Origin of the sequence: Nannocystis bainbridge (genome assembly GCF_028368995.1) — a bacterium.
Lineage (GTDB): Bacteria > Myxococcota_A > Polyangia > Nannocystales > Nannocystaceae > Nannocystis > Nannocystis bainbridge.
In genome coordinates, this window is record NZ_JAQNDL010000001.1 from 4199323 (window position 1) to 4225668 (window position 26346).

A 26346-nucleotide genomic window follows, 5' to 3' on the forward strand; every position below is an offset into this window, starting at 1 on the left:
CGAAGCCGCGCAGGCGGGGTTTCGCCCGCGCCGTGATATACCTTGCCGACCATGAACGGTGCCGCCGCGCCAGCCCCATGCCCCTTCTGCCAGCAGGCGCACCCGGAAGACATGTTCGTGTGCCCGACCGCCGGGAAGGTCCTGCCGCTCGAAGGGAGGCTGCTGGACGGCAAATTCAGGTTCACGAAACTGCTCGGGGCCGGCGGCATGGGGGCCGTGTGGCGGGCGCAGAACATCCGCGTGCGCAAGGCGGTGGCGATCAAGCTGATGCACCCGGAGTTCGCGGGCAATCCGGGCATCCTCGACCGCTTCAAGAACGAGGCCACCGCGGCCGGGCAGATCGGCAACTCGCACATCTGCGACATCTACGACTTCGGCCAGAGCGTGCTCGGGCCCTACATCGTGCTCGAGATGCTCAACGGCCGCTCGGTCGGTGAGCTGGTCCAACAGACAGGTCAGGTCGACCCCGGCCTCGCGGTGCTCATCATCCGCCAGGCGCTCATCGGCCTCGACGCCGCGCACGCGGTCGGCATCGTCCACCGCGACCTCAAGCCCGAGAACATCTTCCTCCACGAGCCCTCGCCCGGGCACCTGCTCGTCAAGCTGATGGACTTCGGCATCTCGAAGTTCTCGCAGGCCGGCTCCGAGGGCGGCGGCCGCACCAGCGCCGGCGTGCTGATGGGCACGCCCGAGTACATGTCGCCCGAGCAGACCGAGGGCGCGGCCGGGGTCGACCACCGCACCGACATCTGGGCGATGGGCGCCATCCTGTACAAGGCGCTGACCGGCGCCGACGCGTTCCACGGGGCGACGATGGCCGCGATCCTGGTCGCCGTCTCGACCAAGCAGCCGACCCCGATCGCCCAGCTCGCGCCGCACGTGCCGCCCGGCCTGGTCGCGGTCGTCGAGCGCTGCCTCGCCAAGGAGGCCGGCGACCGCTTCGCCTCGTGCTCCGAGCTGTCGGCCGCGCTGGCCCCGTTCGAGCAGCTCGGCGCGCCGCTGCCTGCGATGGCCTCGCACACCCACGCGCCGCCGATGACCGCGATGCCGATGACCGGCCCGCCGTCGTCCGTGCCGCCGCCGCAGGCCTCGACCGTGATCACCGGCGGGCCGCCGCCGACTTCGAACCCCGGCTTCGCGCCGCCGGTGGCGACGATGATCACCGGCGGGCCGCCGATCTCGCAGCCGCCGATCGCCACCAACAAGCCGACGTGGACCGGGGAGCTCGGCAAGGGCAACATCGCCGAGGAGTCGTGGTCGCTCGGCCGCGGCGAGGGGACCAGCACCCAGCCGCCGATGCCGACGCGCAGCGGCGGCGGCAAGGGCATGCTCATCCTCGTGGTGCTGCTCGTGCTCGGCGCCGCCGCGACGACCGTGTTCTTCGTGATGAAGCCGAAGGCGACCGTGACGCCGCCGCCACCGCCCGAGTCGGTCGCCGCTGGCACGGCCGCGCCCGAGACCAAGGTCGAGACGCCGCCGCCCGACACCAAGGTCGAGACGCCGCCGCCCGACACCAAGGTCGAGACGCCGCCGCCCGACACCAAGGTCGAGACGCCGCCCGACACCAAGGTCGAGACGCCGCCGCCCGACCCCAAGGACGACAAGAAAGACGACCCCAAGAAGCCGACGCCCAAGCCGAAGGAGCTGATCAGCGACGCCGACGTCCCCGGTCTGCGCCTGCCCGGCAAGATGCTGTGGGAGAAGGCCAAGCAGTACTGCGACGACTCGCGCGAGGCCGGGCTCAAGACCTGGCGTCTGCCGAAGAGCGGCGAGGTGCTCAAGTTCCGCAAGAACCCCAAGCTCGCCAACCGCAAGGTGTGGACCAGCGAGATGAGCGCGGGGCGAGTGAAGGTCGTCGACACCAACACCGGCGCGGTCGAAGAGGTCGCCGCCAACACGCCGAAGATCGACGTCACCTGCGTGGCGCTCAAGTAACTCGCGGTGCAGGCGCGCGCAGGCGCGCCCAGGCGTGTGTTAGGCTGCCGGCCATGTCTTGGCAGAACTTCGTCCGCCTCACCCTTCTCCCTTGCGTCACGCTGCTCGCGTGCGGTGACGACGGCAACGCCACCGACTCGACCGCCTCGACGTCCGCCGGCCCCACCACCGACGGCACCGGCACCACCGACACCACGGCGACGACGGGCACGAGCACCGACGGCACCTCGACCACGGTCACGCCGACCACCGCCGGGCCGACCACCGAGACCCCGCCGACCTCGACGACCGTCGACGACCCGACCACCGACGGCACCTCGACGACCACCGGCGAGCCCGTGTGTCCCTACACGCCGGTCGCCGGTCGCCCCGGCTTCACGCTCGAGGTCGTCGCCAACGGCTTCGACCGCCCGCTGATGGTCCGCGCCGACCCCCGCGACCCCGCGCGCCTGTTCGTGCTCGAGCAGGGCGGTCGCATCAAGATCCTCGAGCCCGGCGAGACTTCCGCGCCGGACGCCAACTTCCTCGACATCGACGTCAAGAACAAGAACCCGAGCCAGATCGGCCCCGAGCAGGGCCTGCTCGGCTTCGATTTCCACCCCAACTTCCCCGACGACCCGCGGATCTACGTCAACTACAACCCGGGCATGTGGCAGGGCCCCGGGCCGACCTACGTGTCCGAGTTCAAGCTCGACGCCAACGACCCCGACAAGGTCGACCCGGCGTCCGAGCGGATCGTCATCGCCATCTCGCAGCCGGCCAGCAACCACAACGGCGGCATGATCGAGTTCGGTCCCGACGGCATGCTCTACATCGGCATGGGCGACGGCGGCGGCGGCGACGACCAGTTCGACACCGGTCGCGACAAGCTGTCGCTGCACGCCAAGATCCTGCGCATCGACGTCGAGCCCGACGGCACGCCCGACATGAACGAGCCGTGCGGCCAGTGCGAGCTGCTCGACGGCTTCGACTACACGATCCCGGCCGACAACCCGTTCGTGAACGACCCCGAGTTCGCGCCGGAGGTCTACGCGTGGGGCTTCCGCAACCCGTGGCGCTTCAACTTCGACGAGGACGGCACGCTCTACGCCGCCGATGTCGGCCAGAACCAGTGGGAGGAGGTCAGCGTGGTCGCCGGCGGCGCCGACTACGGCTGGAGCCTGATGGAGGGCAACCACTGCTTCAACGGCGGCTGTGACGACGGCAAGGGCGTCAACGAGGTCAACGACCAGGGCATGACCACCCCGATCGCCGAGTACAACCACGGCGAGGGTTGCTCGATCACCGGCGGCACCGTCTATCGCAGCTGCGAAGTGCCCGAGTGGGACGGCACTTACTTCTACGGCGACTACTGCTCCGGCGGCATCTACGGCCTCAACTGGGACGGCACCGCCGTCGAGCTGCTCGGCATGGTCGCCAGCCAGGAGGACCGCGTGCTCGGCTCGGGCAGCAACGGCTTCGGCGACGTGCTGTTCACGGTCGTCGAGCTCGACGCGTTCAACGCCCCCGTCGACGGCAAGATCCTGCGGGTCGCCCCGCAGTGAACCCGCAGTGAAGACCAACGCCGCCAGGATCCTCGACAACCTCGGCATCGACTACGAGCTCCGCCCGTACCCCGTCGATGCCGAGCACCTCAAGGCGGCCGAGGTCGCGGCTCTGGTCGGCCTGCCGCCCGAGCAGGTGTTCAAGACGCTCATCGCCCGCGGCGACCGCAACGGGGTGTGCCTCGCGGTCGTGCCGGGCGACGGCCACCTCGACCTCAAGGCGCTCGCGCGCGCCAGCGGCGACCGACGCATCGAGCTGGTCGCCCTGCGCGAGGTGACGCCGCTGACCGGCTACGTGCGCGGCGGCGTCACGGCCCTGGCCGGCAAGAAGGACTACCCGGTGTACCTCGACGAGACGGCGATCCTGTTCGAGCAGATCGCCGTGTCGGCGGGCACGCGCGGGCTTCAGATCGTGCTGCACCCCGACGGCTACGTGCGCGCGACCCGGGCCACGCTCTGTCCGCTCGTACAGGCCCCTTGAGACATGCTCAAGAGGACATGCCCGATCGGGCATGTCCGTCCGACCAGGCTCAATCGTCGAGCGCGCCGGCCTCGATCCACGCGCGCAGCTTGGCGACCAGCGGATCGGGCAGCAGCGTCGGGGCGTTGAACGGCATGTGCCGCACGACCGCGCCCTCGCCGTTCTGCGGCTCGCACTCGGCGACCAGCCGGTACAGCCAGCTCGCCTGCGGGTCGCCGGGGGTGACGAGCGCGTCGGGCGTGTCGGCGGCGACGTCGTGGTTGAGGAGGCGGTCGGCCAGGCCGTCCGCGGTCTGCAGGTCGAGGCCGGCCGCCGGCGCGCCGTCGTCGTGGCACGACGAGAAGGTGCAGCTCGGGGTGAAGATCGAGTCGCGCACGCTGGTCAGCGTGACCGGTGCATCGGGCGCGGCCGTCGGCGCGCTGTCGAAGCAGCTCTTGGTCGGCTCGAGGTCGACGTCGCCCGGGTCGGCCGGCGGCACGTAGAGCGGCCGGGCGAGCTCCTCCGGCGCCGGCGGGCCCTGGGCCGGGTTCTTGAACAGGGCGTAGTTGTCGCACTCGGCCTCGTGCATCACCTTGCCGTCGTCGACGCCGACCAGCTGCGAGTTCTGGCTGACGCGCGACTCGATCATCACCCGGGCGTCGATGAGCCCGAGCATCATGCACATCTCCTGGTCGCCGATGCCGTAGCCGACCTCCTTGTTGAGCCAGTTGTTGAAGCCGCAGGAGAAGCGCAGGCCGTCGGCGTCGGAGAGGTCGACCGGCGGGTCGAACGCGGCCCCGTTGGCGCCGCCGTTGAAGCCGTCGAGCTGGAACAGGACCTCGCCGTCGCGCGAACCACCCATCACCTGCAGGCCGAAGAACTCGCCGAGGTAGTGGTAGTGCGGCAGCACGTAGTAGAGCTTGACGTCGAGCGGCTTGCCGGTCGCCTTCTCGACGTCGTGGCGGAACGAGCAGTTGCCGGTGAAGCGGCTGTGCTTGCCCGCGGGGATCGCCAGGTCGCGGTAGTCGAGGTGCATCGCCGCGAGCACGGCCTCGATGTCGCGCGGGTGGATGATGTCGAGCGCCATGCGCAGCTCGGAGTCGAGGTCGGTGCTGCCGAGGTTGAGCAGGTGGACGCCGGCGACGATCTTGTGCCGCGCGGGGATCTTGATGACCGCGCCCGCCGGCAGTTGCATGGCCTCCTGGCGCGACTGGGTCGACTGGGCGAACAGCACCGTGCCCTCGACCGCGGCGGTGATCTCGTTGTACTCGCGCGAGCTGCAGTCCCAGAACCCGTCCTCGCCGGCGAACACCTCCTCCGGCACCGCGAACCAGTTGCTGTGGTGAAACCCGCCGTCGTTGACCAGCGTCACCGCGTTGACGTAGATCGGCTCGTCGTTGTGCAGCGTCCACTGCACGCACGGCTCGATCTCGAGGTACGGCGTCATCAAGTAGTTGCCGAAGCTGTGGACCACCGAGGCGACCTCGGTCCCGGGCTCGCCGGTGGTCGGCGCGGTCGTGGCGGAAGCCCCGGTCGTCGCGGCCTCGGTGGTGGCGACGCCGGTGGTCGTGCCCTCGCTGTCCGAAGAGCCAGATCCGGGGCAGGCGCACGCGAGGGCGAGGACGGAGACGAGCGAGCGATGGGCCATGGCGTTACTCAATTATTCTCGGCGCCGGCGTTGATCCACGCGCGGATCAGCGCGACGGTGCCGTCGGTCAGCAGGGTGGGCGCGTTGTAGGGCATGTGGCGGACGGCCCGGCCGTCGCTGTCGGTCGGGTCACAGCGCGAGACGATCTGGTACAGCCAGCTGCCCTCGGCGTCGCCGGGCGCGACCAGCGGGGCCTCGACGCGGGCCGCGACTTTGTGCGCGAGCAAGCGCTCGTGGAGCCCCGGCGACTGCAAATCGAGGCCCGCGGCCGGCTGCTTGGCGTCGTGGCACGACGAGAACACGCAGCCCGGGGCGAAGATGGCGCTGTGGAGGCGCTGCAGGCTCGGCGGGCCCTTCGCGGGCACCGTCGCGTCGGCGTCGACGCACTGCTTCTGCGGCTCGAGGTCGACGTCGCCGGGGTCGCCCGGCGGGACGTACAGCGGCGCGGCCTGCTCCTCGGCGGTCGGCTCGGTCTGGGCGCCGTTCTCGGGGAAGGCGAGCACCTGGCACGGGCCCTCGTGGAGCAGCACGTCGCCCTCGACGCCGACCGGCTTCGAGCCGGTGAGCACGCTGATGTCCATGATCGCCCGGCTGTCGGCGAGGCCGAGCATGACGCACATCTCCTGGTCGCCGATGCCCCAGCCGATCGGGACGTCGCGCCAGTTGTCGAAGCCGCACGAGAAGCGCAGGCCCTCGCTGCCGCCGAGGTCGAGCGGCGGGTCGAACGCTTTGCCGCCGGCGTCGGCGTTGAAGCCGGTCTTCTCGAACACGACCCGGCTGTCGCCGTCGGCGTCGAACGTCTCGAGGCGGAAGTAGTCGCCGAGGTAATGGGTGTGCGGCAGGACGTGGTAGAGCTTGAGGTCGAACTCGCCGGCGACGGCGCCGAGGTAGGGCCCACGCAGCTTGCAGGCGCCGGTGAAGCGGCTGCGGCGCTCGGGCGGGATCTCGAGGTCGAAGTAGGACAGGCGGAACGGCGCGACCAGGACCTCGACGTCGCGCGGGTGGATGATGTCGAGGGCCATGCGCAGCTCGGTCTCGACGGCGACGCTGGCGAGGTTGAGGAGGTGGACGCCGGCGATGATCTTGTGCCGCGGGGGGATCTTGATGACGACGCCCGGGGGCAGCTGCTGGACTTCGCTGCGCGACTGGGTCGACTGGGCGAACACGACGGTGCCCGAGAGCGCGGCGTCGAGCTCGGTGTAGCCGCGGTCGGAGCAGCGGAAGAAACCATCTTCACCGGCGAATTTGTCCTCGGGGACCGTCAGCCAGTTGCTGTGGTGGAAGCCGCCGTCGTTGACCATGGTGACGGCGTTGACGTAGAGCGGCTGGTCGTTGTGGAGCGTCCACTGCACGCACGGCTCGGTCTCCTCGAAGGGGGCGAGGGTCGTCAGGCCGAAGGTGTGCACCAGCGTGGCCCGCGAGCCGTCGTCGGGCGCGCCCGTGCTGGTGCCGCTGGTGGCCTCGGTCGCGGCCGGGTTCTCGGATGTCCGACAGGACAGGTTCGCAGCGACGAACCCCGCCGCGGCCGTGCGCGCCAGCGCATGCATGTACATCGCCTCCGAGGCCGGCCACGGCCGCCCCACCTCAAATTATCATCGCCCCCGCCGCCTCGCTACGAAGACCTGCGGGCGCCCGCCTGCGCCGCCAACACCGCGTCGATCGCTGCCTCCAGGCGCGGCACCACCAGCGCCTCGAAGCGGGCCTGCACCGCGGGCTCGCCGAAGCACCAGTAGGCCACCAGGGCCTCGAGGCCGGTCGCCGCGCGGTAAGCCCGCACGTCCCGTACGCCGCGTCCGGAGGCCTTCAGATTGACGTTACGCCCGCGCCGCACGACGCCGGCCTCGTCCGCGTCGAGCTCGGACTCGATGGCCGCGAGCAGCTCGGCCTGGGCCTCGGCGCAGACGATGCGGGCCTTCATGGCGTGGAGCCGGTCGGTCGGATAGTCGCCGCGCCGCGCCAGCCGGAGCCGAACCTCTCGCTCGAACTCGGCGTCGCCGAGCCAGGCGAGGGTCCGGATCGATCTGCCCCGCAGGTCCATGATGCGGCGCAGGATAGTCCAGCACCGCGCACGTCCGCGCGTGAGCCGGTGCACGCGCGCCCGGCAGGTCGGCGTCGGTGCCGCTGCCGTCCGGCGCTATGCTCCCGCGGTCCATGGCCGAGCGCCCCCGCTTTTCCTCCCGCTATCTGGCGTACGCGCTCGCGGTCGTGTTCTTCGCCAACTTCCTCAACTACGCCGACCGTCAGGTGGTGAGCGCGCTCGAGGTCGAGATCAAGAGCGCCTTCGCCATGACCAAGGCGGAGTTCGGCATGCTGTGGTCGGCCTTCACGCTCGGCTACATGGTGTTCGCGCCGCTGATCGGCTACTGGGCCGGGCGCTACCGCCGGACCATGATCTTCGCCGCGTGCGTGTTCATCTGGTCGCTGGCGACGATCGGCTCGGGCATGGCGACCGGCAAGACCGGGCTGTTCGTGTCGCGCTTCTTGATCGGCGTCGGCGAGGCCGGCTGCCTGGTCATCGGCCCGACGCTGGTCGCGGATTACTTCTCCGACCAGGTCCGCGGCCGCGCGCTGGCGCTGTTCTTCCTCGGCATGCCGCTCGGCGGGACCGCCGGTTACCTGATCGGCGGGCTCGTCACCCACTACTCCGGCAGCTGGCAGAACGCGTTTTACGTGGCCGGCGCGCCCGGGCTGGTGGTCGCGGTCCTGATCGCGCTGCTGGCCGAGCCGCCCCGCCCCGGGTCCTCGGGGACAGGTCCCGAAGAACATGTCCAGGGGGCCAGGTCGTACCTGGCCCTGCTGCGCAACAAGACGCTGATGCTGATCATCCTCGCGCAGGCGTTCGCGGTGATGATCCTGGTGCCGGTCCTCCACTACAGCATCGAGTTCTTCCAGAAGGAGCGCGGCATGACCAAGGTCGAGGCCTCGCTGGCGCTCGGGGTGATCGGCCTGGTCGGCGGCCTCATCGGCTCGGGCCTGGCCGGCCTGCTCGGCGACCGCCTGGCCCGCCGCAGCCGCGGGGCCTACGCGCTGCTGGCCGGCATCGCCTACGCGCTGGCGCTGCCGGCCTTCTTCATCGGCTTCTCCGTGGAGAGCCGGGCGATCTTCCTGCCGGCCCTGGGCGTCGGCGCGACCTGCCTGTTCGTCTGCATGCCCGCGGTCAACACCCAGATCGCCAACGTCGTGCCCGGCGCGCAGCGAGCGATGGCCTACGCGCTGGCGGTGTTCATCCTCCACTTCCTCGGCGACATGGCGGCCCCGCCGCTGTTCGGCCAGGTCGCCGACGTGTACGGCGCGCAGCAGACGTTCCTCGTCACGTCGTCGACGCTGATCCTCGCGGCGGCGTGCTGCTTCCTCGCGGTGCGCACCGCCGAGAAGGACATCAAGAAGTTCGTCGAAGGCCAGCCGTAGCGCGGGCCGCGGAGACTTCGCTGCCCACAAGGACATGTCCATATGTCCTTGTGGGCCTCGGGCCGGGCGTGGGCGCTGGACTGGCTCCTGCGCCCGCACGGGCCCCCGCAGTGTCCGTCCCTCGGCTATCTACTTCGCGCGGTCTGCTGCGCGTCTCTCGAGGCTAGCGACCACGCGTGGCCGCGACAAGGTGTCGCCGGACCTCACGTGGCCTTTGCGACAGCCGACCTATCCGTCGTAGCTCTCGTCACCGATGGTGGCTTTGAGCGCACCCGTCGCGGCGTCGTACACCTCGACGGAGCTCATGCGCACCAGGAAGACATGGTTCGCCGTGGCCTCGATGCCGCGCAACCAGTCGACCGCGAAGATGCTGCGGAGCTTGTTGTCCCACAGGCGATCGCCGGTTTTGGCGTCGAAGCCGACGAGGTGCCAGTGTTCGGAGCCCTCGCCGTAGGTGGCGAAGTAGCGGCCCCCGGCCATGATGTCCTGCTCGTTGTCGCGCTCGCGCACCGAGGCGAGGTCGACCGCGGGCACGGGGCTCTTCCAGCGGACGGCGCGGTTGGCCGGGTCGAAGCCGAACGCCATCGGGTAGGCGGTGCCCGGCGACTTGACGCCGCGCGCGACCCCGAGGTCGTCGCCCAGGTGCACGCCGGAGACCTCGATGCCCTCGACCTTGGGCGCGCGACGCAGCCGCTCGCTGGTCGTCAGCGCCGGGTCGCCGCCGCGCGGGCTCCACCCGCCCTGCTTGTCGCACGAGCCCGGCAGCTTCTCGTCCTTGAGGGCCGGCGTGGCCGGGTCGACCAGGAACTGGCGGCGGTCGACCAGCGCGAGGTAGAGCCGCGGCTTCTCACCTGTCTTTTCGGCCAGGCAGAAACGATCGGCGCGATCGGTCAGCGCGATGTCCTGCACCGGCTTGCCGTCGGCGAGCTCGTACACCTTGAGCTTGCCGCGGAAGTCGGTCATGAGCAGCCGCTCGTCGACGACGCTGAAGAAGGTCGCGCGGTAGGCCTCGCCGTAGCTGCCGAACGGGCCGACGCGGTAGCGCAGGGCCCCGGTCTCGGCCGCGAACACGCCGACGTGGAGTTGGTCGTCGGGGCGCACGCGCAGGCGGCCGATCACGTGCTCCTTGCCGTCGATGGGCACGACGATCGCCCGGCCGCCGACCTCGTCCCACATGAAGTCGGCCGTGTTGCGCATCGGGTCGGCCTTGACCGGCGGACCGCCGACCGTCGGCGCCTCGGCGGGCGCGCTCGGGGTGCCCGGCACGAGCGCCTGCAGATACGGGGTCGAGGTCGCGGGCGCCATCATCAGGTACCCGGCGGCGCCGCCGATCGCCACCATCGTCGCCACGCCGGTGACCAGCGCGCCCACGACCTTGGGCTGCGCGCCGGCGTGGACGTTGTGCGGCCGCACGGCCTGGATGTTGGGCAGCGCGCCGGCCTGGGCGTTGTGCGGCTGCACGACGGTGGCGCGCGGCAGCTGGAAGGAGGCGCCGCAGTACTGGCAGCGAGCGCTGCGCTTGCTGTCGTCGGGCTGCAGCTTGGCGCCGCAGTTGGGGCAGTCGAGGCTGATGACGGCCATGCGCAGGGACGGTACTACGACTCGCCGCGCGGGGGCGCACTCGAGGCCGTTCCGCCGTCGCCCAGGGCCTCGTGGATCCGCTGCGCCAGCGCTGCGCCGACACCTTTCACCTCGGTGAGGCGCGCCGGCGCCGCGGCGCGGATCTCCGCGACCGTGCCGAAGTGCTGGATCAGCGCCTTCTTCAGCGAAGGGCCGACGCCCGGGATGTCGTCGAGCGCGCTGTGCAGCGCTCGTTTGCCGCGGCGCTTGCGGTGGTGCGTGATGGCGAAGCGGTGGGCCTCGTCGCGGATCTGCGTCATCAAGTACAGCTCGGAGCTGCCGGGGCGCAGGCGGATCGCGTCCTTGGCTCCGGGTACGAACACGCGTTCCGGTTTGACCTCCCACTCCTCGGGCTCGTCGTCGGGCGTGCGCACCACGTAGTCCTGGTAGCTCTGGCCTGGCCGCTGCGACGCGTCGTCGTCGGGCTCCGCCGGCGCGGGCGCGTCCTCGGCCTTGAGCGAGCTCTCGGCGTCGATCCCGGCCGTGGCGTCGGCGTAGGTCTTGAACGTGCGCAGCCGCTGCAGCGCCGCCTTGCCGCGCCCGAGGCCCTGGCGCCGCTCCTTGGCCAGCGAGACGACGTCGACCCCGCCCTCGCCGATCGGGACCCCGAGGTCGTTCAGCGCCGCGATCACCCGCCCGAGCTGGCCCTTGCCGCCGTCGATCACCAGCAGGTCGGGCAGCGCCCAGGTGTTCTCGACGACCTCGTCGGCCGCGCCGATCGCGACCTCGGCCTCGGCCTCGGTCGAATCATCTGTCTCTTCGGACATGTCCTCGCCGACATTCGCGCGCTTGAGCCGGCGGCCGAGCACCTCGTACATGCTGCGGAAGTCGTCGTTCTGGCGGTCGCCCTGGGCCAGGCCGCCCAGGCCCCGGATCTTGAAGCTGCGGTAGCGCCGCTTGGCGGCCGCGCCGTCGACGAACACCACCATCGAGGCGACCGTGTCCTGGCCCTGGATGTGGCTGATGTCGTAGCACTCGATCACCCGCGGCAGGCGCGACAGGCCGAGGCGCTGCTGCAGGGTGCGCAGGGCCTGCTCGCTGTCCTCGGCGCGGTTGCGGCGCGAGTTGAAGTTGGAGGCGGCGTTGCGCTGGGCCAGGATCGAGAGCTTCTTGCGGTCGCCGCGCTCGGGCACCAGCAGCGCGACCTTGCGGCCGCTGTGCTCGCGCAGCCACGACTTGAGCGGCGCCTCGTCGTCGTCGAGCAGCTCGGACGGCAGGAGCACCTCGTCGGGGATCGTCGGCGCGTCGTCGTAGTAGGCGACGAGGAAGCTGCCGAGCACGTCTGGGTCGGGCAGCTCCATGCCGCGGGCCGAGAACGTGCGCGTACCCATCAGCTTGCCCTGGCGCACGTGCATGACCACGAACTCGACCTGGCCGCCCTCGCGGTACATGCCGACGACGTCCTGGTCGAGCGTGACCGAGCCGACCACCTGCTGCCGCTCGAGGCTGGTGCTGATCGCCGAGAGCTGGTCGCGCAGGCGGGCCGCCGTCTCGAACTCGAGCGCGCCGGCGGCGTCCTCCATCTGCGTGGTGAGGCCGGCGACCAGCTCCTTGTGGCGGCCCTCGAGGAACAGGCCGACGCCCTTGACCTGCTGGCCGTAGGCGTCGCGGTCGACCGGATAGACGCACGGCGCCGGGCAGCGGCCGATCTGGTGCTGCAGGCACGGGCGCTTGCGGTGCGTCAGGGTGTAGTCGGTGCAGGTGCGCAGCTTGAAGTAGCGGTTGACGACCTTCAGCGTGTGGCGGGCGCTCTGGGCCGAGTGATACGGGCCGAAGTAGCGGGCGCCGTCCTGACGCATGCGCCGGACCAGCTCGAGCCGCGGCCATTTGGCCTTGGGGTCGAGGCGCAGGACCAGGAACTGCTTGTCGTCGCGCAGCTTGACGTTGAAGCGCGGCTTGTACTTCTTGATGAGATTATTCTCGAGCAGCAGCGCCTCCTTGTCGTTGGAGGTCACCACCGTCTCGATGTCGCCGAGCGTGTGCGCCAGGTACGGCACGAACAGCCGCGGGTCGGTGCCGTTGAAGTACTGGCGCACGCGCGCGCGCAGCCGCTTGGCCTTGCCGACGTAGACCACGTCGCCCTTGCGGTCGCGCATGATGTAGACGCCGGGCAGGTCGGGCAGGCGCTCGACGATCTCCGCCAGCTCCTCGGCCGTGCCGGCGCGCGGCTGCCACACCGCGTCGGCCTGGATCGCCGCCAGCGCCTCGGTCTTGGCCGAACCGGCGAACCGGCCCGGCGCGTCGAGGTCGGCGGCGCCGCCGTCGGCGACCTCGAAGCTCTCGAGCACGTCCTCGGTCTCCGGCGCGTACGCCTCGGTCGAGGGCGGCTTCGGGGCGTCGTCCGGATATGGCTTTTGGGACATGCCCTCGGGGACATGTCCTGAAGCGCCGGCCGCCGATGCCTTGCGGCCGCCCCGGGACGGCCTCGCGGGCGCCGGCTGGGAGGCGCTCGCGGGCGCCGGCTGGGGGGCGCTCGCGGGCGCCGGCCCGGAGGCGCTCGCGGGCGCCGGCCCGGCGCTCGCGGGCTCCGCGGCGTCTTCGACATGTGTCCCCGGGGACATGCCCTCAGGGGCATGTCCCGAAGGACTGGTCACAGCGGAGGCGGCGGGCGGCGCAGCGGGCGGGGCTTCGGGGCTATTCGGGGGTCGTCCTTGACGCGCGGCCATGGGCCATCTCAGCCGAAGAGGTGCGAGAACAGGTCGTTGCGGATCGTGACCCAGAGGATGAGGCCGAGCAGGGCCAGCATGCCGATGCCGTGCACGGTCTCCTCGATGCGCGGGGTGACGCGCCGGCGGGTCACGGCCTCCCACAGCAGGAACACGAAGCGGCCGCCGTCGAGGGCCGGCAGCGGGAGCAGGTTGAACAGGCCGAGCAGGGTGCTCATCTTGATGGCGATCTCGAGGAAGGCCTCGACGCCGCGCTCGGCCGACTTGGCGATTTCGCGGACGATGCCGACGGGGCCGCTCATCTTGCCCTCGATGCGGCCGGTGACCCACTTGCCGAGCGCGTCGAGCTGGAAGGCGCTGAACTTGATCGGGAACAGGACGGCGGTCTTGGCGGCGACGCCGACCGGGTGAGTCTCGCGGGTGACCTCGCCGGGCGACATCTGGATGCCGATCTTGCCCTCGGCGGTCAGCGGCAACTGCAGCGCGACCTCCTGGCCGTCGCGGCGCACGACCGTCTCGACGGTCTCGCCCTTGTGCGCGGCGGTGGTGGCGAGGATCTTGTCCTGGGTGCCGCGGCCGGTGATGTCGTCGCCGGCGATCTTGACCAGCTCGTCGCCGGCCAGGAGGCCCGCGGTCTGGGCCGCCGGCTCGATCACGTTGTCGACCCGCATCGACAGCGGGACCTCGTTGCCGACCATCGTCAACGCGACGAAGCCGAGCACCATCGCGGTGAGATAGTTGGCGAGCGGGCCGCCGAGGATGGCGAGCATGCGGGCCCAGATCGGGCGATTGCGATAGAGCGTGGGATCGTTGGGGTCGTGCTCGGGGACCTCGCCGGGGCGCCCGCCCTCGGCCACCGCGATCGAGGGGGCGTCGTCCGCCTCCATGCCGACGATGTGGACATAAGCGCCGAACGGGATGGCGCTGAGGACGAACTCGGTGCCGCGCCACACGCCCAGCCGCGCGACCACCGGACCGATGCCGAACACGCTGAAGCGGTCGACCTTCATGCCGGTCGCGACGGCGCAGATGTAGTGCCCGAACTCGTGAACGATGATTAAAAGCGAGAGCGCGACGATCGCGAGGAGGGTGGCCACCGCGGGACTATAGCAGCGGGCGAGCTCAGGTCCCGAGCGGGCGGTCGAGCTGGCTCAAACCGACCCAGCCGAGGCGCTTGCGCACGAACAGCGCGGCGCGTTCGGCGACGCCGCGGTCGGGCGCGGGGCTCCACGCCGCCCGCTGGCCGCGAGCTGCCAGCTCGTGTTCGACGGCCTGCTGGGCCGAAACGAGCCCGCCGGCCAGGTTGCCGAGCACCTGCGCGCCGAGCCGGGCCTCGACCGCGAGGATCTCCCCCGGCACGAGCGCGGCTCGCTTGCCGCTCTCGAGCTGATTCAAACCCCAGGTCATGAGCTGGGGGTCGACGACGCGGTCGACCAGCAACCACCGCTCGCCGCGGGCCGCCCGCGCCGCCTCGATCACGGCCATGCCCTGACGCACGTCCTGGAGGATCCGCAGCTCGGGCTGGCGCGCGTGCAGGACGCTGAGCAGGCTGAGCGTGTTGTCGACGGAGGTCTGGTCGACCGCCAACACCTCGAACGGCTTGGCCTTGGCCCCGAGGCCCCGCACGGCCTCCACCGAACGCCGCACCATCTGGGTCACGGCCGGTTCACGGTTCCGCAGCAAGAGGATGACGCTGAGCGACAATTGCATGGCGGCGTGCGTGGGGGAGTACTCCCTCACTATGCCCGGTAATAGTAGCGAACGCCGCTCATCGTCAACTAATCACCGTCTGACGGCCGGAGCGCCCGAGGACGGCTGAGGGAATTCCGCATCTCCACTCGAAGGCTCGGGCCGTCCTCCGAGCCAAGTGACGGCCCGCGCCGCGACGATCTCGGCGGCCTCGACCGTGGCAAGGCACCGTGCGCAAGCTCAAGCGCTCGGCGGCCCTTCGCAGCCACGCCCTGAGGGACCGCGCACAGAGCGACTCGGGGGCCCGATTATTTTCGCCGGGCCTGCAAAGCAGCAGCCGCTGCGAGCGACCTCCCCGCGGGGGCAGTTTCGCGTATCATCCGCGCGCCGCTCGTGAATGCCCCTCACGGGCTCGCGCGACCACAAAGAAGAACCAGAGCATTCTCATGGCTGGCGTCAATAAAGCCATCGTCCTCGGCCGCCTCGGCCGCGACCCGGAGCTTCGGTACATGCAGAACGGGCAGCCGGTCTGCAAGCTCAACGTCGCTACTTCGCGCAAGTACCAGAACAAGAACAACGAGATGGTCGAGGAGACCGAGTGGCACCGGATCACGGTGTGGGGCAAGCAGGCCGAGCACTGCAACAACTTCCTCACCAAGGGCCGCGAGGTCTACGTCGAAGGCCGCCTGCGCACCTCCTCGTACGAGAAAGAGGGCCAGAAGCACTACACGACCGAGATCGTGGCCGACACGGTGCAGTTCATCGGCGGCCGCGGTGAAGGCGGCGGCGGTGGTGCCGAAGGCGGCGGCGCCGGGGGTGGTAGCGGCTACAGTGGCGGCGGCGGCGGTGGGAGCCGCGGCGGCGGCGGCGGTGGCGGCTACAACCGCGGCGGCGCTGGTGGCGGTGCCGCTGGCGGCAGTCGCGGCGGCGGCGGTGGTGGCTACAACCGCGGCGGTGGCGGTGGTGGCGGCTTCGGCGGTGGCGGCGGCGGCTTCGAAGACGACGGCAGCGGCGGCGGTGGTGCTGGTGGCGGCGGCAGCGAGCCGTACGACAACAACTACATGCCGTCCGACCCGGGCGACGACGACATCCCGTTCTGAGGCCCGCACCCGGGTCTCGTAGGTCCGAGGGCCTGGCGTGAGGGACATGTCCCACGCGCCAGGGCCTTTGGGACATGTCTAGAAAGACCGCTGGCTTCGGGCGCCGTGCGTGAGCTGGCGCGCAGTCGCGCCAGGCTCGATGATCGGACCTGCCCCGCGGGACAGCCGAGCTCAGGGCAGCACGGTCAGGCGGCGCGGGCCCGGCTTGGCCGGCTGGGGCAGGTCGGGCACGGCGACCTCGTCGGGCTCGCCGCGCGCGTGCAGGCGCGCGTCGAGCAGGTGCGACGGCGCCACGTTCTTGAGCGCGCTCAGCATCACCGAGCGGACGTCGGGGTTGTCTTGCTCGAGCTGGGTGATGAGCGCCGACATCTTGTCGCGGCGGAGGTTGTCCTGCGAGCCGCACAGGTTGCACGGCAAGATCGGGTAGCCGGCCGCAGCTGCGTGGGCGGCGATGTCGGCCTCGGCGCACTCGACGAGCGGGCGGATCACGCGGAAGCGGCCGTCGTCGGTGGTGTAGCCGGCGGGCATCGCCTGCAGGCGGCCGGCGTAGAACAGGTTGAGCAGCAGCGTCTCGAGGCTGTCGTCGCGGTGGTGGCCGAGGGCGATCTTGTTGCAGCCGAGCCGCTCCGCCGCGGTGTAGAGGATCCCCCGCCGCAGCCGCGAGCACATCGAGCAGAACGCCTTGCCCGCGGGCGTGTGGGCCACCACCGGCGTGTACGTGTCCTCGCGCAAGATCTCGAAGGGCGCCCCGAAGCGCTCGAGCCAGCGGCGCAGCGGCGCCCCGTCGTAGCCGGGCTGGACCTGGTCGAGGTGCACCGCCACCACGTCGAAGCGGAACGGCGCCCGCGCCCGCGCCTCCCACAGCAGGTCGAGCAGCGTATAGCTGTCCTTGCCGCCGGACACCGCCACCATCACGCGGTCGCCGGCGCCGATCAGGTCGTAGCTGGCGATCGTCTTGACCATCGCGCGCGCGAGCGTGCGCCGCTGCGGGGAGCGGCCGCCCGGGGCGAGGAAGTTGTCGTTCGAGTCGGTCACGAGCCGATGATGGTGAGGGTGAGGCGGCGCCGGTGACCGGCGTGGCGGTGCTCCCAGAGATAGATGCCCTGCCAGGTGCCGAGCGCGCAGCGGCCGGCCTGCACGGGGATCGACAGCGAGGTCTGGGTCAGCGCGCTGCGGACGTGGGCCGGCATGTCGTCGGGGCCCTCGGCGTCGTGGCGGAACAGCGGGTCGCCGTCGGGCGCGAGGCGGTGGAACAGGCGCTCGAGGTCGCGGTGGACCTCGGGGTCGGCGTTCTCGGTGATCAGCAGCGAGGCGCTGGTGTGGTGGATGAACACGGTGACGAGGCCGTGGCGCAGCTTGCTGTCGCGCACGAACGCCTGCACCTCGGCGGTGACGTCGACGAGGCCGCGGCCGCGAGTGGCGACCTCGAGCTCGTGGGACTCGAGCGACAGCGTCATTTCTGGTGGTTCGCCTTCCACTCGGCGTAGGTCATGCCGTAGACGATCTCGCGCGCCTCGTCCTGGGTCAGCGGGATGCTCCGCTCCGCTGCGGCCTCCTGGTACCAGCGCGACAGGCAGTTGCGGCAGAACCCCGCCAGGTTCATCAGGTCGAGGTTCTGCACGTCGGTCCGCTCGCGCAGGTGCGCCACCAGGCTGCGGAACGCGGCCGCCTCGAGTTGCTCGGTCTGCTCCGGGGTCAAGCGCTCGCTCGTCATGACATGTCCTCTCGTACAGGGTTCTTCGTGCATGTCCTGGCGGCCATGTCGTAAAGAACACAGCGCAACGGCCAGGCGCGCAGGGGCCTAGAAGAAGATGCCGTTCACGAGGGTCAGCGGCTCGTGGCGCAAGGTCCGCCAGGTGAAGTCGAGCAGCACCCGGTCGAAGTTGTCGCGCGGGTGAGCGGCGAACACGGCGGCCACCGGGGCCTTCGGCAGGCCGAAGCGCAGCAGCCCGTGGGTGTGCTCGATCTGGACCGCGCGGCGGAACGCGTCCGCCTGCGGCGACAGGTTCGGCACCGGCAGCAGGCGGTGGTTGTAGACCAGGCACTCGTCGACCACGTCTTGCGCGGCCGTGAGACGGAAGCCGGCCATCTCGCGCTCGAACAGGCTGCGGCTGCGCTCGAGGTAGGTGCGGCCGGTGTCACCACGGCTGACGATCCCGAGGTCGTGGCACATGGCGATCGCGTAGGCGAGGTCGCGCGCGAGCGGGGTGCCCTCCTTCGCCAGCAGCATCTCGGTGAACAGGAACAGGCGCCGGCAGTGGTTGCGGAAGCCGTCGCCGTCGTAGGGGCTCGTGGCCTCGAAGACCTCCTCCGCGTGGGCGGCGAGCGGGCTCGTGGGCAACGAGGGGGCGGCCGGGGCGGTGAGGGTCTCGGTGGCGGACGCGAGCACTGGCAAAAATCTACCGCAGACCCGCGCGGGGCACGACAAAACCGACGTGAGGCACCCCCGCGCAAGGCCTGTGGCAGCGGGGCCGACGCTGGGGCAGAACGCGCGCGGAGCGGCCGCCTCAGGCCATCGGACGCACACCGAGGTCGTCGAGCAGCAGCTCGACCACGAGGCGCTGGAGCTCGATCCGCCGGGACTCCGGCAGGCCCATCCACGTCTCGACGCAGATCCCCACGCAGCCGGTGGCCTCGACGATGACCTCGGTGGACGACGTCGCGACAGGGTAGTACTGCGGGGCCCAGCGCTCGTCCTCGCCGGCGATCCGCGCGTTGAGGCGGTCGATCGTGCGGGCGATGATCGCGGGCATCGGCTCGACGCCGTAGACCAGCGTCTGCCCGAACGACGGCTTCACGTCGGGGTGGTAGCGCTTGTGGCTCTCGTGAAGGGTCGCCATCAGCGTCGGCCGCTCGGCCAGCACGAGGTCCATGAAGCGGCGGGCCAGCTGGCGCTCGCGCTCGGGCGCGTCGACGTCGCCGGGGAAGCAGCGGTTGAGGTCGAGGCCGCCGGGGGCGCTGCGCTGGCGGGCGCGATAGGCCGGCGGGTTCATCACCGGGACCACGATCAGCCGCCCGCGGCTGGGCCGCAGGTGCTCCTCGAGCATCTCTTGCAGCGCGTGCACGCCGGCGACCTCGTCGCCGTGAATGCCGGCCTGAATCAGCGCGACCGGGCCCGGCTCGGCGGCGTCGAAGACGTGGATCGGCAGCGTGGGCGAGAACCAGTGGACCCCGGGCGACAGACGCGACACCGGGCGAGGGTGCCTCACCGGCGCGCCCGGGGGCAAGAGGCCGAGGCTGTCCCGAAGGACAGGTCGCTCACGGCGGGCCGGGCAGGTCGGTCGGCGCCTCGACCCCGAGCGTGCGGCACGTGGGCGAGTTGGCGACGCCGGTGTGGTCGGGCATGGTGCCGAGGATGCGGTCGCCGAGGTGGGTGGTGACGCCCTGCCAGTAGTGCTCGTTCTTGAAGTGGTGCAGGCGGTGGTAACGCCAGATCCGGCGGTAGAACTCGCCCTGGGGCTTGTAGCCGGTGTGGGTCAGGTAGTGCGTCCACTCGTAGAGGAAGGCCATCGTCACCGAGCCGAGCACGCCGGTGAGGGCCACCTGCGGCGTGGGCGCGAGCAAGAACCACACCGCCGCGAACATCGCCAGGCCGAGCCAGCCGGCGCGCCGCGGGATGAACACCAGCTCGAGCCGCCACGGGTCGCGGTGGTGGGCGCGGTGGAACTTGGCGATCTGCAGATCGAAGGCGCGGCCGAACAGCGTGGTCGGCTTGAAGTGGAGGATGTAGACGTGGATCAGCCACTCGGCGAACGGCTGCACCGCGAGGAGGATCGGCACGACCAGCAGGTCGGCCCATCCGAAATCGCCGGCGGCCACCCGCGTGGCCACCAGCAGCGGCCACATCACCGCGAAGATCCGCGGGCTGTGGAAGGTGAAGAAGGCGCGCGCGGCCTGTCCCAGCGTGGGGTTCTTGCCGTCGCGGCCGCCCATGGGTTCGTGCTCATGGCTGGTCATCGTCGTCCTCCTCTCCAGTGGCCTGACCGTCTTCGTCGGAATTCTCGAGCACGGCGAGCAGCTGCAAGATGCCGCGCGAGCCGTGCTGCATCAGCGCCTGAGCGCTGGCCGCGGCGCCGTCGCTGTCGCGGCGGCGCACGGCGTCGGCGATCCGGCGATAGGCCGCGAGGTCGCGCAGCTCCTCGCCCATGACCTCGACCAGCGCCTCGCGCATGCCCTCGTAGCTGTGGCGCAGGCCGTTGAAGGCCAGCTGATAGGCGATGTTTTCGCTGCAGACCGTGAGCAGGTCCCAGAACTGCAGCGCCAGCACCTGCAGCGCCAGCAAGTCCTGCTCTTGCGCGGCCATGGCGGCGACCATCTCGTCGAGCTGCAGCACCTGCCCGGGGCTGCGGCGCAGGGCCGCGAGGCGGGCGATGTCGGGGGCCATCGCGGCGCGCATCTCCATCACGCTGCGCGCGACGCGGAGGTCGACCGTGCCGTCGTGGTGAAAGAGGAGGCGATCGAGGAGGTCGAGGCTGGCGGTCTGCTTGAAGTCGAGCACGCGCGTGCCGCCGCCGTGCTGAATCGAGATCAGCCCCGCCTGCGACAGCCGCTTGAGCGCCTCGCGCACGGCGCCGCGGTTGACCCGCAGCACGTCGCAAAGCGCGCGCTCGCTCGGCAGCGGCGCCCCCGGGCGCATCCGACCGTGCACGATCTCCTGGGATAGCTGCTCGAACACAGCGTCGGACAGGGACTTTCGGGCTACCGGCTTGAGGCGCATGGGCGACCTGTTGCAGTCAGCATGTCATGCCGAGATTCGATGGTCAACTGGTCATACCAGTGCAGTCGCGCCCCTGCGCGCCGGCCGCGGCATTGCCGAATCTCCCGCCGTTGCCGGACTCGGCCGACGCGAGCGGCGCGCGGCCGGTGATTCCGCGGGTGATGCGAAGAGGACGTGGGACCGGCGAAGACCTGCCTGGTCTTCGGATCATGTCCCTTACGTCATGTCTCTTCGGACTCAGGCTCGACGGCCGCGCCGACGCGCTCGATGCAGCGCCAGCGGCCGGCGATGCGGCGCTCGTGCGGCAGGTAGCGGGCCTTGTAGGCCATCGACGGGCACTCGCGGATGTACAGGCCGAGGTACAGGTAGCGGAGGCCCCAGGCGCGGCACAGCTCGAGCTGCTTCATGATCGAGAACACCCCGGGCGACAGCGGCTCGAAGTCGGGGTCGAAGTAGAAGTAGACGGCGGACAGGGCGTCCTCGGCGCGGTCGACCACGGCGACGCCGACCAGGCGGCCGTCGACGCGGTAGCGCAGCTCGAACGACTCGCAGCAGGTGTCGACGAGGAAGGCGCGGTAGCCGACCTCGTCGATGTCGTGGCCGTCGGCGTTGAGGTCGCGCTCGGCCTTGTGGCGGTTGTAGAGCGCGACCTTCTCGGGCGTCAGCTCCGGCGGCCCGATCTCGACCTCGATGCGGGACAGGCCGCGCTTGTACACGCGGCGCTGGGTCTTGTCGGCCGCGAAGCGCTCGACGTCGATGCGGATCGGCTCGCACGCCTGGCAGCTCGGGCACGACGTGCGGTAGAGCAGCACGCCCTGGCGGCGGTCGCCGACCCGCAGGCGCTCGGCGAACTCCTGCGGGGTGAGCATCCGCGTCGGTACACGCAGCGGCATGCGGGCGTCGCGGCCCTGAAGATAGGGGCAGACGGTCGCCTCGTCGTACACGAGCAGCTCCGGCGGGTCGGCCGCGAGCAAGCGAGGGCGCCAGCGCATCATCGTTCAGTATACGGGTCCTGACCGCCGCGAGGCGCGCCATCCGAGTTGTACTGGGCCGCCTGGGCACTACAATCGCCTGCCATGGCCGAGCCTGAAGTCCTGGACCCCGGCGTCTGGCGGGTCCCGTACGCGACGCCGACGCTCCCGCCGGCGACGGCGACCAATACTTTGATCGTCGGCACGCGCCGGCTGGCGGTCATCGAGCCGGCCACGCCGTTTGCCACTGAGCGGGCCGCGCTCGACGGACTGCTGGCGGAGCGAGCCGCCGCCGGCGCGGAGGTCGTGGCCGTGCTCGTCACCCACCACCACGGCGACCACGTCGGCTACGCGTTCGAGCTCGCGCGGCGGCTGGGCGCGCCGATCTACGCCCATCGCCTCACCGCGGCCCGGCTCGATTTCCCCGTCGACATCGCGCTCGAGGACGGCGAGCGGCTCGAGCTCGGCGACGGCTACGCCCTGCGAGCCCTGTTCACGCCGGGTCACGCGCCGGGCCACCTCGTGTACTGCGAGGAGCGCACGGGGATCGCCTACGCCGGTGACCTCGTCGCCGGCATCGGGACGATCCTCATCGACCCGGCCGATGGGGGGGACATGTCGGCCTACCTCGATTCGCTCGCCCGCCTGGGCGCCGAGCGACCCTCGGCCCTCGTCCCCGCCCACGGCCCCGTGATCGCGGCGCCGCAGGAGTGCCTCGAGCGCTACATCACCCATCGCAGACAGCGCGAGGGCCGGGTGCTCGCCGCCCTGCACGCCGGCGCCACGCGGATGCCCGAGCTGCTGGCCGGCGCCTACGGCGACACCCCGCGTGAGATCTGGTGGCTGGCCGAGCGGTCCCTGGACGCCCACCTGCGCAAGCTCGAGGCCGAGGGCCGGGTCCGCCGCGAGCCCGACAGTCAGTTCGTCCTGACCTGACCGGGCGCGCCGCCGTACACGCGCTTACCAGACGCGAGTACACCGGCGCGCACTCGCCCGGCGCGTCGCGCGGTCGCCCTTCGCCGGCCGCTGGTGTTAGGATGGACCCGGTTATGCCCAAGGTCTTGATCGTCGAGGACAACGAACTCAGCCGGGACATGCTCTCGAGGCGACTGCGCCGCAAGGGCTACGAGGTGCTCGTCGCCGTCGACGGCGGCGAGGGCGTCGCCATGGTGAAGAAGGAGAAGCCCGACATCGTGCTGATGGACTTGAGCCTCCCCGACATGGACGGCTGGTACGCCACGCGGGTGCTGAAGGAGCACGAGGCGACCGCGAATATCCCTGTCATCGCCCTCACCGCGCACGCCATGTCCGGCGACCGCGAGAAGGCCCTCGAGGCCGGCTGCGACGACTACGACACCAAGCCGATCGACCTGCGACGGCTGCTCTCGAAGATCAACCGCTTCGTGCCCGACCCCGAGGGCGGCTCCGGCGATCCCAGCGACAGCCGGGCCGGCTGAGCCTCGACCGCTTCGCACGCAGCGTCGTCGCCCGTCGGCGCCTCGCCGCACCTCCGTGGTGCCGGCTCGCAGGCCCACGACCGACGACGCGCTCGCGTCTGTCCTTAAAGTCATGTCCTCGGGGCACGCCGCGGTCGTCCGTCCGCGGATTTGCGCGTCCGTCCGCGCCCCGATCGCCAGGAATTCGCGCCGGCCCGACCCGGAAAAACGCGACAGAACCATGTCCTGACCGCCTCCTCACGCGTCCTGCAATTGACACCCCTCGCGGGCCCCTGTAACGCTCTTTTGACACGGTTTTCCCGCGGAGAACTGCGATCACGGACTCGCACCCACACGCCGGAGCGCCCGCCGAGAGCGGGCTCGAACCCCAGGGGGAGGCCGGGGCGGGCAGCCGGCTGGCGGCCCTGCGCGCGCAGATCGAGCAGCGTTTCGGCTACTTGCCGGCGTTCTTCGAGCCGGCCTTCGCCTGCCCGGACACCCTCGCCGACCTGTGGCACGCCGCCAGACACGCCTACCTCGATTGCCCGCTGCCGGCGGTGTTCAAGGAGCTGACCCTCCTGCTGGCCCTCCGCCGCGCCGGCGCCGGCCTCGTCGAGCACGCGCTCGCCCTCACCCGCCTGGGCCTCGCGCCCGCGGCCGTGCTGAGCGCCCTCGACGAGCCGCGCGCCTTTGTCGATCAGCTGGCGGCCGCCCGCGATGTGCTCCGCGAGCAGCACCTGCACCTTGAGACATGGCCTGAAGACCCTGTCCTTCGCGACATGCTCATGCGCTGCGGCCTGGCCTTCGCCGCCGACCCGCAAGGCGGCGCCGACGGTCGCGCTGCGCTGGCCGCCGCGTTGACGCCGGCGCTGTACACCCGCTGGACCGCGCTGGCCGCCTACGCCCGCGGCCGCGCGGCCTGGTTCGAGCTGCACCCCGACCTGGCCCAGCGGATCGACCCGCCGCTGGTCGAGACCCACGCATGGTTGCTGCGCGAGGCGCCCGGGCTCGCGCGTCACTTCGGCGACCCGGCCGTCGGCGCCCGCCCGCTGGTCGCGCCCGCGCTGCTGCGCCTCATCGACGCCGTCCCGACCGGCATCCTCCAGCTCGACGCCCGCGGCGCGATCGTCATGTCGAACACCACCGCGCAGCGGCTGCTCGGCCACGGCCCCGAGGCGCTCGCCGGCCTGACGATCGACGACCTCGAGCGCGGCGCCCTGCGCGACGACGGCCAGCCGCTCGCCCCCGGCTCACCGCTGCGGCGCTGCCTCGAGCAGCACAAGCCGCAGCCCCCGCTCACCGTCGGCCTCCGCACCGCCAGGGGCGAGCTGCTGTGGACCAGCCTCGCCGCCGTCCCGCTCGCGGACGACGACCACGGCGCCGCGATCATGGTCACGCTGGTCGACATCGGCGAGCGCCGCAAGATCGAGCGCGCCCTGCAGGAGAGCGAGATCAAGTACCAGCTGCTGGTCGAGGCCAGCGACGTCTTCCTGCTCTGCTTCGACCGCGACGGCTTCATCTTCCACGCCAACGCGCTGATCGCCGGCCTCTTCTCCAGCACCGTCGACGACCTGATCGGCAAGAGCCTCGGCGACCTCGCGCCCGACTTGCCCGAGCTGGCCGAGGCCTACCTGGCCCGCTTCGCCCAGGTCATGGAGGGCGGCATCGGCGTCTCGGTCGAGGAGATGATCGAGGTCCGCGGCAAGACCGGGTGGTTCTCGTCGACCGTCGTGCCGCTGCGCGACTTCGACGGCCAGGTCACTGGCGTCCAGGTCGTCGCCCGCGACATCACCCGCCGCCGCCGCGCCGAGATCGCCCTGCGCGCCCGCGAGGAGCGCTCGCGTCACGACTCGCTGCACGACCCGCTGACGCGCCTGCCCAACCGCCAGGCCTTCATGGAGAAGCTCGAGACGGCGCTCCAGGCCGTGCGCCAGGGCCGGCCCGCCTTCGCGGTGCTGTGCCTCGACCTCGACCGCTTCAAGAACGTCAACGACAGCCTCGGCCACTCGACCGGCGATCGCCTGCTGATCTCGTTCGCGCGGCTGTTGCAGGACTGCGTCGGCCCCGACGACCTGCTCGCGCGCCTGTCCGGCGACGAGTTCGGGGTCCTCTTGCCCAACGTCCAGGACGCCAGCGACGCCATCCGCGTCGCCGACCGCATCCTCGCCCAGCTCAAGCGCCCGCTGTCGCTGCGCGATCAAGAGGTCTACACCTCGATCAGCGTCGGCATCACCTGGAGCGCCCTCGGCTACGAGCGCACCGAAGACATCCTGCGCGACGCCGACACCGCGATGCACCGGGCCAAGCGGCGCGGCAAGAGCCGCTACGAGCTGTTCGACGCCGACATGCACGCCGAGGCCGTCGCCCAGCTGACGCTCGAGAGCGACCTGCGGCGGGCCATCGAGCGCGTCGAGTTCGAGGTCTACTACCAGCCCGTCATCGACCTCGTCAGCGGCCAGATCAGCGGCTTCGAGGCGCTCCTGCGCTGGAACCACCCGACCCGCGGCCTCGTGCTCCCGGGCGAGTTCATCGGCTGCGCCGAGGAGACCGGCCTCATCATCCCGATCGGCGAGTGGGTCCTGCGCGAGGCGTGCGGCCAGATGCAGCGCTGGCACGCCAAGTACCCCCACCGCGAGGCGCTGTCGATCAGCGTCAACCTCTCGGGCAAGCAGTTCGCCCAGCCGGCCCTGATCGCCAAGGCCCTGCACGAGAGCATGCTCGTCCCCTCGAGCCTCAAGCTCGAGATCACCGAGAGCGTGATCATGGAAGATCCGAAGACCGCCTCCGAGCTGATCGAGCAGCTCCGGCGCGAGCAGGTCCACTCCTACGTCGACGACTTCGGCACCGGCTACTCCTCGCTCAGCTACCTGCACCGCTTCCCGATGTCGGCGCTGAAGATCGACCGCTCCTTCATCAGCAACATCGGGCCCGACGGCGAGAACGCGGAGATCGTGCGCACGATCGTCACGCTGGCCCACAACCTCGGGATGAGCGTCATCGCCGAGGGCGTCGAGACCCGGGCCCAGCTCGACCTCCTGGCCGAGATGGGCTGCGAGTTCGGCCAGGGCTACTTCTTCTCGCGCCCGGTCTCGCGCGGCGTCGCCGAGTCGATGATCTCGCGCGACTGCAAGCCGTGAGAATCGACCTGTCCT

At 71.0% G+C, this 26346-nt stretch carries 23 protein-coding genes; 8 read left to right on the forward strand and 15 right to left on the reverse strand.

Features of this window, described 5'->3' with window-relative positions; all coding sequences use genetic code 11:
- The first annotated feature begins 51 nt into the window (after window positions 1-51).
- The 3 genes from POL25_RS16425 to ybaK are packed head-to-tail and all read left to right on the forward strand — an operon-like array spanning window position 52 to window position 3960.
- Entirely contained in the window at window positions 52-1935 is a 1884-nt protein-coding gene (locus POL25_RS16425; protein WP_272086975.1) for a serine/threonine protein kinase, read from the forward strand.
- Between the two features lie 53 nt (window positions 1936-1988).
- A complete protein-coding gene (locus POL25_RS16430) occupies window positions 1989-3479 on the forward strand; it encodes a PQQ-dependent sugar dehydrogenase (protein ID WP_272086976.1) in 1491 nt (496 codons plus the stop codon).
- Between the two features lie 7 nt (window positions 3480-3486).
- Window positions 3487-3960, forward strand: a complete 474-nt coding sequence (gene ybaK / locus POL25_RS16435; RefSeq protein ID WP_272086977.1) for a Cys-tRNA(Pro) deacylase — start codon at window positions 3487-3489, stop codon at window positions 3958-3960.
- 49 nt (window positions 3961-4009) lie between these two features.
- Here ybaK and POL25_RS16440 read toward each other — a convergent pair whose 3' ends face one another.
- From POL25_RS16440 to POL25_RS16450, 3 genes are all read right to left on the reverse strand, one after another.
- Window positions 4010-5587, reverse strand: coding sequence for a hypothetical protein (locus tag POL25_RS16440; RefSeq protein ID WP_272086978.1), 1578 nt, complete (start codon window positions 5585-5587; stop codon window positions 4010-4012).
- 8 nt (window positions 5588-5595) lie between these two features.
- The gene (locus POL25_RS16445; RefSeq protein ID WP_272086979.1) at window positions 5596-7134 is read right to left on the reverse strand and encodes a hypothetical protein; all 1539 of its coding nucleotides are present in this window, start codon (window positions 7132-7134) and stop codon (window positions 5596-5598) included.
- Between the two features lie 65 nt (window positions 7135-7199).
- Complete coding sequence (locus POL25_RS16450; RefSeq protein WP_272086980.1) at window positions 7200-7625, reverse strand: ribonuclease III domain-containing protein; 426 nt, start codon at window positions 7623-7625, stop codon at window positions 7200-7202.
- A gap of 113 nt (window positions 7626-7738) precedes the next feature.
- On the opposite strand from POL25_RS16450, the gene POL25_RS16455 reads away from it, so the two are divergent.
- On the forward strand, window positions 7739-8995 hold the full coding sequence (locus tag POL25_RS16455; RefSeq protein ID WP_272086981.1) for a spinster family MFS transporter: 1257 nt from the start codon (window positions 7739-7741) through the stop codon (window positions 8993-8995).
- 228 nt (window positions 8996-9223) lie between these two features.
- Here POL25_RS16455 and POL25_RS16460 read toward each other — a convergent pair whose 3' ends face one another.
- The 4 genes from POL25_RS16460 to POL25_RS16475 form a co-directional block, all read right to left on the reverse strand.
- The gene (locus POL25_RS16460; protein ID WP_272086982.1) at window positions 9224-10576 is read right to left on the reverse strand and encodes a hypothetical protein; all 1353 of its coding nucleotides are present in this window, start codon (window positions 10574-10576) and stop codon (window positions 9224-9226) included.
- A gap of 14 nt (window positions 10577-10590) precedes the next feature.
- On the reverse strand, window positions 10591-12978 hold the full coding sequence (gene uvrC / locus POL25_RS16465) for an excinuclease ABC subunit UvrC (protein ID WP_272086983.1): 2388 nt from the start codon (window positions 12976-12978) through the stop codon (window positions 10591-10593).
- Window positions 12979-13289: 311 nt separating this feature from the next.
- Window positions 13290-14378, reverse strand: a complete 1089-nt coding sequence (locus POL25_RS16470; protein ID WP_272086984.1) for a M50 family metallopeptidase — start codon at window positions 14376-14378, stop codon at window positions 13290-13292.
- A 25-nt stretch (window positions 14379-14403) separates the two neighbouring features.
- Window positions 14404-14991, reverse strand: a complete 588-nt coding sequence (locus POL25_RS16475; protein WP_272086985.1) for a glycosyltransferase — start codon at window positions 14989-14991, stop codon at window positions 14404-14406.
- A gap of 425 nt (window positions 14992-15416) precedes the next feature.
- Between POL25_RS16475 and POL25_RS16480 the strand changes: the two genes are divergently transcribed.
- On the forward strand, window positions 15417-16070 hold the full coding sequence (locus tag POL25_RS16480) for a single-stranded DNA-binding protein (RefSeq protein ID WP_272086986.1): 654 nt from the start codon (window positions 15417-15419) through the stop codon (window positions 16068-16070).
- 171 nt (window positions 16071-16241) lie between these two features.
- On the opposite strand, the gene ttcA is transcribed toward POL25_RS16480, so the two are convergent.
- From ttcA to POL25_RS16520, 8 genes are all read right to left on the reverse strand, one after another.
- Window positions 16242-17105, reverse strand: coding sequence for a tRNA 2-thiocytidine(32) synthetase TtcA (ttcA, locus tag POL25_RS16485; protein ID WP_272086987.1), 864 nt, complete (start codon window positions 17103-17105; stop codon window positions 16242-16244).
- A complete protein-coding gene (locus POL25_RS16490) occupies window positions 17102-17527 on the reverse strand; it encodes a secondary thiamine-phosphate synthase enzyme YjbQ (RefSeq protein ID WP_272086988.1) in 426 nt (141 codons plus the stop codon). Before POL25_RS16490 ends, ttcA begins: the two co-directional genes overlap by 4 nt.
- The gene (locus POL25_RS16495; protein WP_373372095.1) at window positions 17524-17769 is read right to left on the reverse strand and encodes a DUF1244 domain-containing protein; all 246 of its coding nucleotides are present in this window, start codon (window positions 17767-17769) and stop codon (window positions 17524-17526) included. Before POL25_RS16495 ends, POL25_RS16490 begins: the two co-directional genes overlap by 4 nt.
- A gap of 102 nt (window positions 17770-17871) precedes the next feature.
- On the reverse strand, window positions 17872-18459 hold the full coding sequence (locus tag POL25_RS16500) for a hypothetical protein (RefSeq protein WP_272086990.1): 588 nt from the start codon (window positions 18457-18459) through the stop codon (window positions 17872-17874).
- Between the two features lie 118 nt (window positions 18460-18577).
- A complete protein-coding gene (locus POL25_RS16505) occupies window positions 18578-19261 on the reverse strand; it encodes a succinylglutamate desuccinylase/aspartoacylase domain-containing protein (protein WP_272086991.1) in 684 nt (227 codons plus the stop codon).
- Window positions 19262-19328: 67 nt separating this feature from the next.
- Window positions 19329-20027, reverse strand: a complete 699-nt coding sequence (locus POL25_RS16510) for a sterol desaturase family protein (protein ID WP_272086992.1) — start codon at window positions 20025-20027, stop codon at window positions 19329-19331.
- On the reverse strand, window positions 20014-20787 hold the full coding sequence (locus POL25_RS16515) for a FadR/GntR family transcriptional regulator (RefSeq protein WP_272086994.1): 774 nt from the start codon (window positions 20785-20787) through the stop codon (window positions 20014-20016). The genes POL25_RS16510 and POL25_RS16515 overlap by 14 nt, the downstream gene beginning before the upstream one ends.
- Before the next feature lie 221 nt (window positions 20788-21008).
- A complete protein-coding gene (locus POL25_RS16520; RefSeq protein WP_272086995.1) occupies window positions 21009-21779 on the reverse strand; it encodes an arginyltransferase in 771 nt (256 codons plus the stop codon).
- Window positions 21780-21863: 84 nt separating this feature from the next.
- On the opposite strand from POL25_RS16520, the gene POL25_RS16525 reads away from it, so the two are divergent.
- The 3 genes from POL25_RS16525 to POL25_RS16535 all read left to right on the forward strand — a co-directional run bounded on the left by POL25_RS16525 (window position 21864) and on the right by POL25_RS16535 (window position 26331).
- Window positions 21864-22694, forward strand: coding sequence for an MBL fold metallo-hydrolase (locus POL25_RS16525; protein WP_272086996.1), 831 nt, complete (start codon window positions 21864-21866; stop codon window positions 22692-22694).
- 113 nt (window positions 22695-22807) lie between these two features.
- Complete coding sequence (locus POL25_RS16530; protein WP_272086997.1) at window positions 22808-23215, forward strand: response regulator; 408 nt, start codon at window positions 22808-22810, stop codon at window positions 23213-23215.
- A gap of 437 nt (window positions 23216-23652) precedes the next feature.
- Window positions 23653-26331, forward strand: coding sequence for a putative bifunctional diguanylate cyclase/phosphodiesterase (locus POL25_RS16535; protein ID WP_272086998.1), 2679 nt, complete (start codon window positions 23653-23655; stop codon window positions 26329-26331).
- The last annotated feature ends 15 nt before the right edge of the window (window positions 26332-26346 follow it).